Source organism: Massilia sp. YIM B02443 (assembly GCF_030411955.1).
GTDB lineage: Bacteria > Pseudomonadota > Gammaproteobacteria > Burkholderiales > Burkholderiaceae_D > Telluria.
Genome location: NZ_JASNRA010000019.1, coordinates 1 through 15,279, shown reverse-complemented (window position 1 = coordinate 15,279; position 15,279 = coordinate 1). Strand labels below are relative to the sequence as shown.

Here is a 15,279-nt window from a genome sequence, read left to right as displayed (position 1 = left end):
TCCGCATTGTCCGTCCGGTCAGGCGGCGGTCGCCCGCGGACACGGCGATGCCCGTGTCCGCGTTGTCTTACTTCTGCGGCTGCTGCTTCTGCGCGTACCTGCCGACGATCTCGCCCTTGGCCAGCACGTGGCCGCGCATCGCCTGCAGCACCTGATCGCGGTCCGCGCCGAACGGCACGTCCAGCGTCTTGTCCAGCGCATAGACCTGGAAGTGATAGCGATGCGCCGCCTCGCCCACCGGCGGCTTGGGACCATAGTAGCCCGGCGCGCCGCGCGTGGTGCGGCCCTGCAGCACGCCGTCCGGATCGGACAGGCGCGCCTGCTCCTGCACGCCTTCCGGCACGCTGGTGATATTCGCCGGGATGTTCCACATCACCCAGTGCACGAACGGGGTCACCGGCTTGGCGTCCGGGTCTTCCATGACGATCGCGTACGACCTGGCGCCGGCCACCGCTTTCCACGACAGCGCCGGCGACACGCCGTCGGCGTACTCGGTGTAGCGCTCGTTCATCATGCCGTTGGCGGCGAAGCTGGACGAGGTGACTGCGAGCTGCCCCTTGGCCTCGGTCTCGGGACGCTTGTTCGCCAGCGGTACGTTGTTGCCCTTGTTGACCTGGTCCTGCATCGGACCGGCCGGCGGCTTGGTCGGCGTGCCGCCCTTGCCGCCACCGCTGTTACCCGTATAGGCAACGCGGTAGATCACGCCATTCGCATCGTCCGCCATCAGCAGCGAACCATCTTTCGCCATCGCCAGTCCGACCGGACGCGCGATGTGGGTCTTGCCGCCGTCGGTAAGGAAGCCCGTCACGAACGGCTCGACCGATTTGGCCTGGCCGTTCTCGAAGCGCACGCGCACGATCTCGTAGCCCGACGCCGGCACCCGGTTCCACGAGCCGCGCATGGTCACGAAGGCGTCGCCCTGGTACTCGGCGGGGAAGGCGCTGCCCGCGCCGAACACCCACTGCATCGGCGCCGCGTGCGCGGTGTAGCCGACCACCATCGGGGTGCTGCGCGCCTTCCACTCCTCTTTGCTGATCTCGCCCTGCGGCGTGCTTTGCGGGTAGATGTCGCCCTTGCCGTAGACGTGCGGCCAGCCGTACTGCTTGCCCAGTTCGATCTTGTTGACCTCTTCCGGCTGCACGTCGTCGCCCAGGAAGTCGATGCCGTGGTCGAAGCCCCACAGCTCGCCCGTGGTCGGGTGCCAGGCGAAGCCGATCGTGTTGCGCAGGCCGCTGGCGAAGATGGTGCGGCTCTTGCCGTCGGGGGAGATGCGCAGCATGGTCGCGTTCTCGACGTTGCTCTCGTTGCAGGCATTGCAGGTGCTGCCCACGCTCAGGTACAGCATGCCGTCCGGGCCGAAGGCCATGGTGCGGTTGGCGTGCTGGCCGGCGTCGGGCAGGTCGCCGACCAGCATCTTCAATTCGCCCAGCCGGCCGTCGCCCTGGATCGGCGCCACGAACAGTTCCTTGGCGGTGACCAGATACAGCTTGTTGTCGCGGATCGCCAGGCCGTGGGCGCCGGCGCGGTTCGCCACCGCGATCGCCGGGCCGTCGGCGCGGCCGTCGCCGTTGGCGTCGCGCAGCAGCAGCACGTCGCCCTGGTCGCGCCGGCTGACGTAGACGTCGCCGTTCGGCGCCACCGCGATGATGCGGGTGTTCTTCAGGCCCGTGGCGAACGCGCTGACCGTGAAGCCGGGCGGCGCCTTCAAGGCCTTGATGCGCTCCGGCGTCGCGTCGACCTTGTTCGGCTTCCAGACGTTGATGTTGGTGGAAAATTTGGTGCCATCGCCCTGCTGGGCGGTGGCGGCGCCGAACGCCAGGCATAGCGCGGCTGCGAGCGGAACGCGTTTCATGGGGCCTGCCTTTCTTGATCGTTTTAGTGGAGGTTTGCTCAGCGATCGTGCCAGAGGCGTACCCGACGGTATGTGGGGAAACGTACATTGTCAGTCCGATAGCGCCATGCGCAGCGGGTAATTCGTCGCGCGGCGCGTTTTCGATCTTGCAACTCAGCAAGGGCGACCGTATGTTGGAGCTGCAACCGGCGCCGCCGGCACCCTTAGAGGAACACGTTGTTCGACCGCCTGCAACACCTGTGGCGCAGCATCGCGCCCGCCCCGTCGCCGCTGCCGCGGCACTTCTTCACGCCGCACGAAGTCGGCCAGCTGCACCGGATCCGCGGCGCCGCCGCGACCTGCATCGACGACCAGACCTGGGACGACCTGCTGCTGCCGTCCTACGAAGACATGCTGACGATGGACGCCAGCATCTTCGGCCGCCAGATGCTGCACTGGCGCCTGCGCGCCGGATCGAGCGACGAAGAATGCGCGGCGCAGCGCGCCCGCATCGCGCTGCTGCTGCAGGACCCGGCACGCCTGGGCCTACTTGACGCCGGCTTGGGCACGCTGCGCCAAGCCGACGCCGAGGTGGCGGGACTGCTGTTCCAGGGCGACGCGCCGCCTGCGCCGGCCTGGGCGCGCTGGCTCTGGCTGCTGCCGCTGGCGCTGCTGGTGTCGCTCGCGGCGCTGGTCACGCAGCCGCTGGGCTGGATGTTGACGCTCGGCACGCTGGCGCCCTTGATGGCGCTGCAGATCCGCTACCACCGTCGGATCGAGGCGTGGGACGCCACGCTGCGCTCCCTGCATGCGCTGCTGGGCGCCACGGCGGCGCTGGGCAAGCCGGGCGGGCCGCTGCTTGAACCGTTCGCGGACGCGCGGGCGCGCGCCGAACGGTTGCATGTGCGCCTGGCGCAGCCGCTGTACACGCGCATGATCGCTGGCGCGAAGCAGTATGCCGACTGGTTCGCGGCGGCCAATGTGGCGCGCTATTTCCGGACCGCGCGCATCGTGGCGGCCGAACGCGACTTGCTGCGCGCCTGCTATCTGGCGTGCGCCGGTCTCGAGGCGGACGTGGTGCTGGTACGGCACCTGCAGGCGCAGGGCCGCTGGTGCTGGGCCGAACGCGGGGCGGCGCGCGAACTGGCGCTGGAGAACGGCGTGCATCCGCTGATGCCGCAGCCGGCCGCCTTGTCGGTCAGCCTGCTGGAGCGCGGCGCGTTCGTCTCGGGGCAGAATGCATCGGGCAAGAGCACCTTCCTGCGCATGGTGGGGTTGAACCTGATCGTGGCACGCGCATTCGGCTTCTGTTATGCGGAGCAGGCGCGCCTGCCTGCGCTGCCGGTGCGCGCCAGCATGCAGAACGAGGATTCGCTGCTGGGCGGCGAGAGCCTGTACATGGCGGAGCTGCGCCGCGCGCGCGAGTTACTGGAAGCGGCGCAGGCCGCCCCCGGCATCTGCCTGATCGACGAAGTATTCCGGGGTACCAACCACCTCGAATCGGTGTCGGCGGCGGCTGCGGTGCTGGAAGAACTGGCGGCACGTGAGCTGGTGCTGGTGTCGTCGCACAATCTGGTGCTGGCGGCGCTGCTGAAGGAACAGCTGGCGCCGTTTTTCATCGACACGACGAGCGGCAAGCCGATGCTGGCGTCGGGCGTGCTGCGCAATCCGAATGGGATCGCGCTGCTGGCGACGCAGGGGTTTGGTGAGCGGATCGAAAACCGGGCGGCCGAGGTGGCGCGCTGGCTGAGCGGTCAGCTCGCAGCGCCGCATGCATCCTCGGTTGGCTGAAATGCCGTCGTTCCCGCGAAATGCACGTCGAAAGCTTTTGTCAGATGCTCTTAGTCGTCGTCCTGGGGAATATCGAGCCACATGACGTAGTGGCCCTCGTCGGGAGATTCGCTTATTTTCCCGCCGCGTATCTTTGCCGAGCATTCGAAGTGGCTGAATTCTCCGAGATCGCCTTCGAGAATGGCGCGGCGAAAATCCTGTGCGACGCGCGGCGCCAGGTTTCCGATCACCTCTTCCTTAAGCAGCACCCGCACCGCATTGGATTTAGCCTCGACGCGCAATTGCACCTGAATATCAAGGGCTGCGCCTTTTGCGGTCCGTGGGCCGCACACGGCTTCAAATGTTTCCTGATACCGCCGCGTGCCGAGCACTTCGATCCTGAATTGGCGTGGGCCGTTAATGATCGGTATGACCGAGGGCGTCCCGGTTACTAAAGATTTTGCAGGGCGGACAGTGGACGGACCTGTGCGATCCAGATGCAGCGACAGAAAATAGACTTCGAGAGCCAGCAGCGTATCGTTCAGTGCCCGATGTGCAGGGCCGACATCCAGTCTCAGGAAATCTGCAAGATTGACGAGTTTGTGATTGGGCAGGTCGGGCCAGGCTTCCCTGGCGCGGGCAAGGGCGCAATGGCCAATATTCTTGAGTGGACGCCGGCCGTGCCGTTCAATCGCTGAATTCAGGAAGCCGACGTCGAAGTTGATGTTGAATGAGACGACATCATGATCGCCGATGAATTCGATGAACTCATCCAGCACTTCGTCCATACGGCGGCCATCCTTCTGCAGCATCTCATTGGTGATGCCGGTGAGCCTGGAAATAAAAGGGGGAAGTGGCCTGTCGATGAGGATCAGGTGCTGCATGTGCGGATGCGACGCCGCACCGGGAACATACTTGACTGCCGCCACCTCGATGATCAGGTCTTTTTTTGCGGATAGTCCGGTCGTTTCGAAGTCAAAAAAGACGATGGGATTGCCGGACCGAGGATAGTGAGCGTCTTGCATGGTACGTAAGGACCTGGTTGGCCCGCACCATCTGGTTGCCGAGTATGCCAACAAGCTGACGAGTATAGCTTTTCGGATATTGGCGGATTCTCGTCAATAGTCACTGTATCCACTTGGTCGCTTCAGCGGGAGGGAATCCAAGTTGTTATGCTACCCAATCCTTGATAGGTAGCTGGTGTGCAACAAACTTGGTTCCCGCCTCCGCGGGAACGACCTGCAGCGGTTACAGGCTAAAGGGGCTGGATTATTTGTCGTCGTCCAGCTTCAAGGCCCTGGCAATATCATCCCACGCCACCGCCTTGTAGTTTTGCGACGCATCCGGCATGCGCTTGAAGCCGTCGTGCACCACCAGCATGCCGCGCGCGTACGGCCCGCCCAGGTTCTTCGAGGTCACTTCCAGGCCGTCGGTTTCCGAGGCGCCGTCGATGCCGTTGGCGGCGTCGACGCCGATGCGGAAGGCGCCGCGCACCTTGAACGGCGGGGCCGCGTCGAACACCACGTAGCTGCTGTTGCCCTGGCTCGAGACCACCAGGTAGCTCTTGTCGACGCCGTGGTAGATGCCCATGCCTTCGATGTCGTCGTGCAGCCAGTCGCCCACCGGCATCACCATCTTCAGCGTGGCCGGCTCATTGGCCTTGGCCGAGGTCACCCACAGTCCATGGTCTTCCTCGCCCACGAACAGCAGGCCGGTGCGGTCGTCGGCGACGCAGCCTTCGGGCTGGGTCGCGACCTTGAAGCTGCGCGCGAGCCTGGCGCCGAACTTGCCGTTGCTGCGCGTGATCTGGTAGTGCTCGTAGCGGCCGTCCTTGGCGTTGACGAAGGCGTCCATGCCGCCGTCCGCCGTGCGGTAGACGCAGGTGCCGTAGATGTCGTCGAGCGTGGTCGGCAGGCGCGCCGCTTCGGTCAACGTTCCCTTGTCGTCGATGGTGTACAGCACCATGCTGCTCTCGTCGCGCTGGGTGGCCAGCGCCAGGTCGAAGCGCTCGTCGCCGAAGCGCAGGTCCTGGCGCAGGTCGACGTTGTTCAGGCGGCCGGAGGCCAGGAACTGGGTCTGCTTGCCCTGCAGGTCGTACACCAGCATGCCCTGTTTCTTGTTGGTGCCGAGGATGCGCGATTGCGCCGGATCGGTCGGATGCACCCAGATCGCCGGATCGTCGGCGGCGTCGCCCAGCTGCGCCACGGGCTCGGTCTGCATGCGCGGCAGCACGATCGGCAGCGCGCGCGCTGGCTTGGCGCCGGCTTTCCAAGACAGCGCCGGCGTCTGCCAGCCCGATCTGGTCTGCACCATCAGGCGTGCGTTGGCGTCGAGCGCCACCAGTTGTTTTGCGCCGAGCGCACGCGCCGGCAGGGCGCGCCAGTCGTCGCCGTCGCGGCGCCAGGTGTGCAGGTCGCCCTTTTCATCGAGCGCGGCCAGGCCGCCCGGCAGCACGGCCAGCGAGGTGATCTCTTCCTTCAGCTTGCCGTGCGGCGCGCGCAGCGCCACCGCCTGGCGCGCCGACGGGCCTTCGGCGCTGGCGCCGTAGGCCCAGATGCCCATCCCTTGCTCGGCCACGAACAGCGTGTCGTGGACGTCGTCGACGCGGCACCGCTCGACGCCGTTCGGCAGCGCCAGGCGGCGCACCAGGCGGTGCTCACTGCCGATCAGCCATTGCTGCGCCTGGCCATCCGGACCGACCAGGAAGACGTAGTCCAGGCCCTGGGCGTCGCGGTACAGGCAGGCGGCTTCCAGGCCGAAGCCGGTTTCCGGCACCGGTGGCAGCGCCTTCATCGAGCCGGCCTTGAGGTCGACCTGCACCGGCTGCGCGCGCTCGGCGTTGGAGTCGACCACCACGGCCAGCGCGCCGCCGTCGCTGGCGCGCAGGTCGAGCCGCTCGGCACGCATCGGCAGGCTGGCGCGTTCGGCGCCGTCGGGCCCGAACAGGCGCAGGCCGCGCTTGTCCAGCGCCAGCCAGCCGCCGCCGGGCAGGGCCGCGATTTCTTCGGCCTTGTCGAGCGCTTGAGGCACCGTGGCTGACGTGGCGGGTGCAGCCAGCACGGCGCCGTGCAGCGCCGCCAGGAGGATCAGAGAGACTGCCTTTTTCATTAGAAGATGCTCGCTTTCAGGCCGATCTTGTAGGTGCGGCCGTATTGTTCGAATTGCGCGTTGCGCGACTTGTCGCCCATGTAGACGTAGTATTTTTCGTTATTCAGGTTGCTGGCATCAAAAGTCAGCTGCCAGCGCTTGCCGATCTTGTACGACATCGAGAAGTCCAGTTGTTTCTGGGTGTCGACGTAGCGGTCTTGCGTGGCGTCGAGCACGTCCTCGCCCAGTTCCAGCAGGTAGGGCGACTTGTAGTTCAGCGCCAGGCGCGCGCTGAACGGACCGGTTTCGTAGCCGAGCATCAGATTGCCGATGCGGTTCGACTGGCCCGGCATGCGGATGCTGCGCGACGCGCGGCCACCATCGCCATCGGCACTGTCGACATTGGCGCGCGAGGTCGAGATGCTGCCGTTGATGCCGATGAGCAGGCCGTCGAACGGCGCCGGCAGCATGCGCAGCGGCTGCTGCCAGGCCAGTTCGATGCCGCGCACGCGCGCCTTGTCGCCGTTGGCGTACGAGATCGCGCTGGCGAAATCAAGCCAGTCTCCGCTGCCGGCCAGGTCGGTGGCGTAGGTGAAGTCGCGGATCTCTTTGTTGAAGACGTAGGCCGACATCACGCCGTCGTTGCCGATCACGCGTTCGACGCCCAGGTCCAGGTTGTGCGAGCGCAGCGGCGCCAGGTCCGGGTTGCCGATGGTGGCTTCGTCGTCGCCGTCCAGGCTCACGCCCGGCGCCAGCTGGGCGAAGTTGGCGCGCACCACCGAGTTGCTCCAGGCCGCGCGCAGGCTGGTCTTCCCGTCGACGTCGTAGCGCAGGTGCATGCCCGGCAGCCAGTTGGTGGTCGAACGCGCGGCGGCGCGCGGCGTGACTTCATCCTCGTCGGTCACCTGCGAACCGTCGGCCCTGAAGCGCGTGCGTTCGGCGCGCACGCCGGCCAGCAGCGACCAGGCGCCGCGGCGCAGGCCGGCCTGCAGGTAGGCAGCGTCGATGTCTTCCTTCAGCACGAAGTCGTCCAGCGCCGAGTCGACGATCACGCGCGCATTGGCGCGGTTCAGGCCCGTCAGGCGGGCGCGCACCAGGGCCGGGTCGATCGCGTAGCCGATCGGGCCGAACTTGTAGTCGAGATGGCGGTTGCCGATGAAGTCCGTCAGCGAATTGCCGCCGGCGCCCCAGTAGTCGCCGTCGTCCGGGTCGTCGCTGCCGAATTCGTAGGCTTCGGTGTCGGTCTTCTTGTCGCGGCGGGTGGTCTTGGCGCCGAACTTGAACGTGCCGCTCCAGTCGCCGGCGTCGAATTCGCGTTGCAGGTCGAGGCGCAGTTGATTCGTGGTGTCCTTGGCGTAGGCGCGTTCCAGGGCGAACGAATCGAGTTCGTAATTGGCGGCGTCGAAGGCGGCGCCTGGCGCGGTCAAGCGCGGCGCGCGGGTGTTGGAAAAGCCAACGCCGGCGAAGCTGTCGATGCCCTTGAAGCGCGCGTCGGCGATCGCGTCCGGCGTCTCGTCGGTGGCGCGGCTGCTGGCCGCTTCCAGGTGCAGCTTCCAACCGTCGCCGAAGCGGCGGTCGAAGGCGCCGGTGAGCGAGCGGATCTCCTGCGTGTATTTTCGTTGGCGCAGGCGGCGTTCCAGGCTGGCCGTGTCGGTTTCGCCTTCCAGCACGCCATCTTCGTTCTCTTCGAAGTCGCCCACGGTCAGGCGGTCGCGCGACTCTTCGTCCGAGAAGCGGCTGATGAAACCGCGCAGGGCGAAGCTGGTGGCCGCGTCCGGACGGTAATCGAGGTTGATGGCGCCGGCGCGGCGTTCGCGCGTCGGCAGGTAGTCGCGCAGCTCGAAGCCGGCCAGGCGCTGGCCATTCCAGTCGCCGCCGGTTTCCACGTTGTCCGAACCGAACTTGCGCTTCTCGCCCGAGATGCCGGCGGCGACGCCGAGTTTGCCGTCCATGAAGCGCTGCGCCCACAGCAGGTTGGCGCTGGGGCTGTTCTGGCTGGTGTTGGTGTCGTGGCCGGCGGCGGCGCCGACGCTGAGCAAGGTGCCGGGCAGGTCGAACGCGGACAGGGTTTTCACTTCGACCGTGCCGCCCAGCGAGTTGGCGTCCATGTCGGGCGTGAGCGACTTGGTCACTTCCAGCGAGCGCACCAGGCCGGCGGGCAGCACGTCGAGCGCCACCGCGCGGCGCGTGGCTTCGGGCGAGGGCACCAGGGCGCCGTTGATGGTCACCGCGTTGTAGTCGGCGTCCAGGCCGCGCACCACCACGTAGCGGCCTTCGCCCTGGTCGCGCTGGACCGACACGCCCGGCAGGCGCGCCAGCGCTTCGGCGGCGTTTTTATCGGGCAGGTGGCCGATGTCGTCGCTGCTGACGACGCTGACGATGTTGTCGGCCTGCTCCTGGACGGCGATGGCGCGCGCCCGGCTGGCGCGCTGGCCGGTGATGACGACGCTCGGTTCGGCGGCGTGGACGCCGGCGGCAGCGAGCAGGCTGGCGGTGATGGCGGGGAGGGCAAAGTGGCGCATGGGCGACTCGGGTTGATTGGAATGCGGCGGATTCTGGCGTCCGGATATGACGTATTGGTGACGCCCGGGTGACGCCACCGCGCGCATTGCCGCCCGCGCGGGCCGGATGAGCCGAATTGACTCGTCCGGGCGGGGCGCGTACGCCATGGGGTGGCACGCCGGTTGGTTTCAAGCGCAATGTGATGAGCTGTTTTGACCCTGTGCCGCCGCGCCACGGCTTTGCCGTTCTGTCATTACGCCGTCATCTGGCTGCGCTATGGTCGGCGGATTTCCCACCCGGCTTCCCTCCATGAACGTCGTCGCCCGCCACCTCGTCCTGCTTGCCGGCCTGCTGGCCAGCTTCACCCTGCTGTTCATCGTCGCCGGCACGCCGGTGCCGGTGGCCGAATGGGACTGGATCGACGTCGCCAGCGAAGGCGGCACCGCGCTGCTGGGAGCGATCTGGTGCCTGATCGTCCTGAGCAGCCGCCCCGACGGCCGCGTGACGCGCCTGCTGGCCGGTGGCCTGGCCTGCATCATGCTGGGTTCCTGGGCCGACTGCATGGACGAATTCATCGACATCGAGAAGGCGGCGCTGTGGGACAACGCGCTGGAGATGCTGGTGCCGCTGGGGATGCTGATCCTCACCGCCGGCATGGTCTACTGGCGCCACGAGCAGGCCAACCTGTCCGACCACATGCGCAAGCGCGAGCGGCTGTTCCGCAGCCACCGTCCGTTCGACCGCATCACCCAGCTGGCCGACGCCGCCTATCTGCGCGAACAGCTGCGCCGCGAAAGCCGCAACGACGGGCCATGCGCGCTGGTGCTGTTCGACATCGACGACTTCCACCGCATCAACCGCGAGCATGGGCAGGGCGAGGGCGACCGCGCGCTGCAGGCGGTGGCGCACATGCTGCTGCTGAATCTGCGCAACGACGACCTGCTGTGCCGCTATGCGGGCGAGCGCTTCGCGGTGCTGATGCCGGGCCTGAACCAGTATGAAGGCGAGGACGCCGCGCGCCACCTGTGCCGCATGGTGGGCGCGATGCGCCATCACGCCGGCAGCCGGCGCGTGACGATCACGCTGCGCCATGGCTGCGCCGACGCGCAGGGCGCGCCGGACGCCTTGCTGGCCGCCCTGTGCCGCCAGATGGACGCCGTGTGATCGCCTGGCAGCCGGCCGGCGAACCCGCGATCCCGGCGCGCCTGCAGCCGGCGCTGGCGCTGGAGTACGGCCGCGCGCACGATCTATCCGACGCCGTGCTGCTGCGCGAGACAGGTTTACCCGCCGATCCCGCGCCGGACGCGCTGCTGTCTTCCAACCAGTACCTGCAGCTGCTGGCCAACACGCTGCGTGGCCTCGACAGCCCCGACACCAGTTTCATGCTGGGCCAGTTGATGCTGCCGGGGCACGACGGCGCCGCCAGCCACGCGCTGGTCCAGGCGCCCAACCTGCGCGCGCTGCTCGAGACGCTGTGCCGCTTCCATGCGCGCCTGACGCCGCTGTTGCGGCCGCGCTTCGAGACCTGGGACGACGTAGCGTTGCTGTACTGGGTCGACGCCTACGGCGCCCCGAGCCTGCGCCCGGCCCTGGTCGAGATGTACATGACGGCGCTGGTGGCGCTGTGCCGCTGGCTCGGCGGCGAGCGCCTGCCGTGGCGCTTCTGCTTCAACCGCGGCGCGCCGCGCCACGTCGAGCAGCACCAGGTGCACCTGGGCGCCGACCTGCGCTTCGGCTGCCAGCTCGACGCCATGCTGGTCGACGCGGCCTGGCTCGACCGGCCGTGGCCGCGCGCCAGCGAGATGGCCGCGCGCCTGGCGCTGCAGGCGGCCGACAGCGAACCGGCACGTGCGCCGGGACTGACGGCGGCGCTGTATGACTACCTGCTCGAACACGTGAGCGAGTCGCCCACGCTGGAACGCACCGCGAGCGACTTCGGCGTCAGCCCGGCCACCTTCAAGCGGCAGCTGCTGCGCCACCACACCCACTTCCAGGGCGAACTCGATCAGGTACGCACCCACGTGGCGCTATGGCTGTTCCAGGTGCGGCGCGCCGACAACGAAGAGGTGGCGCGTTACCTCGGCTTTCACGACGCCGCCAACTTCCGCCGTTCGTTCAAGCGCTGGACCGGATTGACGCCGGGGCCGATCCGGACCGCGCTCGACGGGGAGCTGGGCTGGTTCGCGCGCCTGCGCGGGGCGGCCGGCGCCTGAGCCTTCAATCGTTGTCGTAGGCGCCCAGCTGGCGCGCGCGCATCTCGGCGTGCCGCGTCTTGCAGCGCAGCCGGTGGCGTTCGCGCAGGTCGGCTCCGTGGTGCGCCAAATACACGGCATCGCAATCGTCATCGCGAAACGCGATCCACCGGCGCTGGGCATCCACCAGGGTGCGCAGCGCGGCCTTGGCGTCGGGGGCGGGGTCTTCCTGCAAGGCGCGCACGGTCGCGCGGTATTCCTTGTCCAGGGCTTCGTCGGCGGCCGCGAGCCTGGTTTCTTCGCAGCGCAGGATGGCGTCGGCGTCGCCGTCCGGCGGACAGTCGGATGGCTGGGCCACTGAGCGGGGAGTCAAGGCCAGCAGCGTCAAGGCCAGCAGTAGGGGAGCGGGATGCACCGGATCATCTCCACAAGGAATCTTTGTAGAGACTCTGGCGCAGGCCGATGGTTCCGCTTATGCGAGCGGGATGAAACCGGCAGGCCCGCCTGCCCGCAGCGCCGGCGGATGGTATTCTTGCATCCTGCAGCAATCGCTTTCATCCATAGAATCGCAGGAGAGTCAGATGTCCCCAATCGAGAAGAAGTGGCCGTTCATCGTCATCAATGCCGTCTGTACCGTCTTGACCACCATGTACATCATGCAGGCGGCCGGCATGCCGTCGATGGCGGACCATAACCTGGCACAAGCAATCCTGTACTTCTTCTGCTTCTTCGGCGTGCATCGCGCCTATTCCTTCCTCGGCTGGCTGCTGGTGCTGTGGATTTCGCCGAAGATGGCTGGCGCCGTGCGCGGCGAAGCAGGGCGGCCATGAAGCGCCTTGCCGCCCCGCTGCTGTTTGCTACCGCCGTCGGCCTGGCTGCGGCCGCGCAGGCGGCCGAACAGCCGATCGTGCTCGACACGCCGTCCGGCCAGATCGCCGGCACGCTCGAGCTGCCGGGCGAGGGCGGCAAGTATCCGGTGGCCCTGATCATCGCCGGTTCGGGTCCCACTGACCGCGACGGCAACAACCCGATGCTCCCGGGCCGCAACGACAGCCTCAAGCAGTTGGCCGAGGCATTGTCCGACGCCGGGATCGCCTCGGTACGCTACGACAAGCGCGGCATCGCCGCCAGCAAGCCGGCCGGACCGGAAGAGTCGGCGCTGCGCTTCGAGCACTACGCCGACGATGCGGCGGCCTGGATCGCCAAGCTGAAGGCCGATCCGCGTTTCGCCGCGCCGGCCGTGATCGGCCACAGCGAAGGCTCGCTGGTCGGGATGCTGGCCGCGCAGCAGGCCGGCGCCTCGGCCTTCGTCTCGATCGCCGGCATCGCCGATACGGCGCCGGCCGTGATCCGCAAGCAGATGGACGGCAAGCTGCCGCCCGACCTGGTCAAGGAGAGCGAACGCATCCTGACCGCGCTGGAAGCCGGCAACACCGTGGACAACGTGCCGCCGGCGCTGGCGGCGCTGTACCGGCCGAGCGTGCAGCCTTACCTGATCTCGTGGTTCAAGTACGTGCCGACAAAGCAGATCGCCGCGTTGGACATGCCGGTGCTGGTAGTGCAGGGCAATACCGACATGCAGGTCGAGGTCGGGCAGGCCAACGCCCTGCATGCGGCCAAGTCGGGCGCCCGGCTAGCCATCATCCCCGGCATGAACCACGTGCTCAAGCACGTGCGCGCCATTCCGACCCAGCAGGCGGCGTCGTATTCCGACCCCAGCCTGCCGATCGACCCGCTGCTGGTGAAGGCGGTGGCCGACTTCCTCAAGCGCGGCAACGCGGAGTAATCAGTCAGGCTGCCGCGCGCAGCGCGGCGTGGCGACGGTCGACCGCGGCGGCGTTCGCCACCAGTTCGAACTGTACCTGCGAGCGGCCGTGCTCCAGTGCATGCGCAAGAATGCGCAGTTCTTCCAGCTTGTGCAGCGCGAACGCGAACCAGGGGCGCAGCGCCGGGTCGGGTGACTCGTCCGCACCCATGGCCGCGTGCATGGCCGATTCCAGGTCCAGCGGCACGTGCTGCAGCGAGCACGATGGCGCGATCCACAGGCGGCTGCCGATGCGGCGCTGTACCGGCTCCAGCCAGGCCAGGGTTGCATGCAGGTCGGTCTTCCAGATGTCGCTGCCGTCGATCACGCCCAGCGACAGCACCTTGTCCGCTCCCAGCGCGTCGAGCGCCGGGTCGATCTCGTCGCGCGCGTTGACTGCATCCAGGTGCAGGCCGTCCACCGGCAGGCTGCAGGCCAGCGCCAGGTTGTTTCCCAGTCGTCCGAAGTAGGTCGCCAGCAGCAGCTTGACGCCGCTGCCGGCCAGCGCGTCGTAGGCCGCGGCATACGCAGCGCGCCAATCCGCATCGAGCGTGGTCGCCAGCGCCGGCTCGTCGATCTGGACCCACTCGAGGCCCTGGGCGGCGAGCCATGCCAGCAGCTGGGCGTACACCGGCAGCAGGCGCGGCAGCAGATCCAGGCGCTCACCGCCATCCTTCGATGTGCCGAGCCACAGATAGGTGAGCGGGCCGATGATCACCGGCTTGGGTTCTGCGCCCGATGCCCGCGCCTGCGCCAGCTGGTCGCCCAACAGGCGCGTGTCGAGCGCGAAGCGGGTGGCGGCGTCGAAGGCGGGGACGGTGTAGCGCTGGCTGGTTCCGAACCAGGGCGCCGATTCGGCGTCAGCCGCGGATGGCGCCAGGTTCCCGAGCGTGAGGCTCATGTCGAGTACCTGGTCGGACAGCGATTGCCGGCGCGCGCCGATGGGCGGAAAGCCGAGTTCGTGGGTGATGGTCATGCTGGTCGGTCTGTTCATAACGGATGAGCCGATGATAGACAGATTGACTCATGAATAAAATTGGTATGATTTCATCAATCCATTAATTTCATTCATGTTGGCCTATGCTCGAACGCATCCACCTGTCCATCATCCGCGAGGTCGACCGGCGCGGCTCGCTCACTGCCGCTGCCGACGTGCTGCACCTGACCCAGTCGGCGCTCAGCCACACGGTAAGGAAGCTGGAGCAGCAACTGGGCACGCCGGTGTGGACGCGCGAGGGACGCAGCTTGCGCCTGACCCAGGCCGGCGAATATCTGCTCGACCTGGCCGAACGCGTGCTGCCGCAGCTGGAACACGCCGAGCGCCTGATGCGCGAATTCGCCGGCGGCGAACGCGGCATGCTGCGCATCGGCATGGAATGCCATCCCTGCTACCAGTGGCTGTTGAAGGTGGTGGCGCCGTATCTTGCGGCATGGCCCGAGGTCGATGTCGACGTCAAGCAGAAGTTCCAGTTCGGCGGCATGAAGGCGCTGTTCGCGTACGAGATCGATCTCCTGGTGACGCCCGATCCCGTGTTCAAGCCGGGGCTGCGCTTCGTGCCGGTGTTCGATTTCGAGCAGGTGCTGGTGGTGGGGAGCAGCCACCGATTGGCCGCCAAGGACAGGGCCGAGCCGGCCGACCTGTCGGACGAGGTCCTGATCACCTACCCGGTCGACATCGAAAGGCTCGATATCTACAACCAGTTCCTGCTGCCGGCCGGCTGCGCGCCGCGCGAGCGCAAGACGATCGAGACCACCGACATCATGCTGCAGATGGTGGCCAGCGGCCGCGGCGTGGCGGCGCTGCCGCGCTGGCTGGTGGACGAGTACGCGGGCCGCATGCCGGTCACGGCGCTGCGCCTGGGCGCGGGCGTGTTCAAGCAGATCTTCCTGGGCACGCGCGAGGCCGATGCCGGCACCGGCTATCTGGAAGCGTTCGTCGAGATCGCGCGCCAGGCGTAGGGTTGGCGGCTGTGCCGCCGACGCGGTGATGGTTGGCAGCGAGATCATCCTGCACGATATCGGAGCCGATAACAATCACCGCGTCGGCGGCACAGCCTGTTTGGCACAGAGACATGGGTGACACATGTCTAGGG

General features: G+C 67.4%; 11 protein-coding genes and 1 pseudogene. 6 read left to right on the top strand and 6 right to left on the bottom strand.

The features are described 5' to 3' along the window. Positions 1 to 67 precede the first annotated feature (67 nt). Positions 68 to 1,852, bottom strand: a complete 1,785-nt coding sequence (locus QPK27_RS18385) for a YbhB/YbcL family Raf kinase inhibitor-like protein (RefSeq protein ID WP_290419622.1) — start codon at positions 1,850 to 1,852, stop codon at positions 68 to 70. 216 nt (positions 1,853 to 2,068) lie between these two features. Here QPK27_RS18385 and QPK27_RS18380 point away from each other — a divergent pair, with 216 nt between their 5' ends. Next, positions 2,069 to 3,622, top strand: coding sequence for a hypothetical protein (locus QPK27_RS18380; protein ID WP_290419621.1), 1,554 nt, complete (start codon positions 2,069 to 2,071; stop codon positions 3,620 to 3,622). Positions 3,623 to 3,672: 50 nt separating this feature from the next. Here QPK27_RS18380 and QPK27_RS18375 read toward each other — a convergent pair whose 3' ends face one another. The 3 genes from QPK27_RS18375 to QPK27_RS18365 all read right to left on the bottom strand — a co-directional run bounded on the left by QPK27_RS18375 (position 3,673) and on the right by QPK27_RS18365 (position 9,210). After that, a complete protein-coding gene (locus QPK27_RS18375; RefSeq protein ID WP_290419620.1) occupies positions 3,673 to 4,626 on the bottom strand; it encodes a PolC-type DNA polymerase III in 954 nt (317 codons plus the stop codon). A 244-nt stretch (positions 4,627 to 4,870) separates the two neighbouring features. After that, positions 4,871 to 6,709: a phytase gene (locus QPK27_RS18370; protein WP_290419619.1), complete on the bottom strand. Its 1,839-nt coding sequence runs from the start codon at positions 6,707 to 6,709 to the stop codon at positions 4,871 to 4,873. Next, positions 6,709 to 9,210, bottom strand: a complete 2,502-nt coding sequence (locus tag QPK27_RS18365; protein ID WP_290419618.1) for a TonB-dependent receptor — start codon at positions 9,208 to 9,210, stop codon at positions 6,709 to 6,711. Before QPK27_RS18365 ends, QPK27_RS18370 begins: the two co-directional genes overlap by 1 nt. A gap of 289 nt (positions 9,211 to 9,499) precedes the next feature. On the opposite strand from QPK27_RS18365, the gene QPK27_RS18360 reads away from it, so the two are divergent. Together QPK27_RS18360 and QPK27_RS18355 are read left to right on the top strand one after the other, a co-directional pair. Then, on the top strand, positions 9,500 to 10,354 hold the full coding sequence (locus QPK27_RS18360; RefSeq protein WP_290419617.1) for a diguanylate cyclase domain-containing protein: 855 nt from the start codon (positions 9,500 to 9,502) through the stop codon (positions 10,352 to 10,354). After that, a complete protein-coding gene (locus QPK27_RS18355) occupies positions 10,351 to 11,403 on the top strand; it encodes an AraC family transcriptional regulator (protein WP_290419616.1) in 1,053 nt (350 codons plus the stop codon). The genes QPK27_RS18360 and QPK27_RS18355 overlap by 4 nt, the downstream gene beginning before the upstream one ends. 4 nt (positions 11,404 to 11,407) lie before the next feature. Here QPK27_RS18355 and QPK27_RS18350 read toward each other — a convergent pair whose 3' ends face one another. Further along, a complete protein-coding gene (locus tag QPK27_RS18350; RefSeq protein WP_290419615.1) occupies positions 11,408 to 11,797 on the bottom strand; it encodes a lysozyme inhibitor LprI family protein in 390 nt (129 codons plus the stop codon). A 166-nt stretch (positions 11,798 to 11,963) separates the two neighbouring features. Here QPK27_RS18350 and QPK27_RS18345 point away from each other — a divergent pair, with 166 nt between their 5' ends. Continuing rightward, positions 11,964 to 12,212: a hypothetical protein gene (locus tag QPK27_RS18345; protein WP_290419614.1), complete on the top strand. Its 249-nt coding sequence runs from the start codon at positions 11,964 to 11,966 to the stop codon at positions 12,210 to 12,212. Continuing rightward, positions 12,209 to 13,168: an alpha/beta hydrolase gene (locus QPK27_RS18340; RefSeq protein ID WP_290419613.1), complete on the top strand. Its 960-nt coding sequence runs from the start codon at positions 12,209 to 12,211 to the stop codon at positions 13,166 to 13,168. The genes QPK27_RS18345 and QPK27_RS18340 overlap by 4 nt, the downstream gene beginning before the upstream one ends. Before the next feature lie 25 nt (positions 13,169 to 13,193). Here QPK27_RS18340 and QPK27_RS18335 read toward each other — a convergent pair. After that, positions 13,194 to 14,162 (bottom strand): annotated as a pseudogene (locus QPK27_RS18335) (5-methyltetrahydropteroyltriglutamate--homocysteine S-methyltransferase); the annotation flags it as partial. Between the two features lie 104 nt (positions 14,163 to 14,266). On the opposite strand from QPK27_RS18335, the gene QPK27_RS18330 reads away from it, so the two are divergent. Continuing rightward, complete coding sequence (locus tag QPK27_RS18330) at positions 14,267 to 15,145, top strand: LysR family transcriptional regulator (RefSeq protein ID WP_290419612.1); 879 nt, start codon at positions 14,267 to 14,269, stop codon at positions 15,143 to 15,145. Positions 15,146 to 15,279: the final 134 nt, after the last annotated feature.

What these genes read in the sequence shown, in the direction of transcription:
- QPK27_RS18385 (WP_290419622.1), bottom strand. Translation starts at nt 1,852, where the DNA reads ATGAAACGCGTTCCGCTCGCAGCCGCGCTATGCCTGGCGTTCGGCGCC.
- QPK27_RS18375 (WP_290419620.1), bottom strand. Translation starts at nt 4,626, where the DNA reads ATGCAAGACGCTCACTATCCTCGGTCCGGCAATCCCATCGTCTTTTTT.
- QPK27_RS18370 (WP_290419619.1), bottom strand. Translation starts at nt 6,709, where the DNA reads ATGAAAAAGGCAGTCTCTCTGATCCTCCTGGCGGCGCTGCACGGCGCC.
- QPK27_RS18365 (WP_290419618.1), bottom strand. Translation starts at nt 9,210, where the DNA reads ATGCGCCACTTTGCCCTCCCCGCCATCACCGCCAGCCTGCTCGCTGCC.
- QPK27_RS18360 (WP_290419617.1), top strand. Translation starts at nt 9,500, where the DNA reads ATGAACGTCGTCGCCCGCCACCTCGTCCTGCTTGCCGGCCTGCTGGCC.
- QPK27_RS18345 (WP_290419614.1), top strand. Translation starts at nt 11,964, where the DNA reads ATGTCCCCAATCGAGAAGAAGTGGCCGTTCATCGTCATCAATGCCGTC.
- QPK27_RS18340 (WP_290419613.1), top strand. Translation starts at nt 12,209, where the DNA reads ATGAAGCGCCTTGCCGCCCCGCTGCTGTTTGCTACCGCCGTCGGCCTG.
- QPK27_RS18330 (WP_290419612.1), top strand. Translation starts at nt 14,267, where the DNA reads ATGCTCGAACGCATCCACCTGTCCATCATCCGCGAGGTCGACCGGCGC.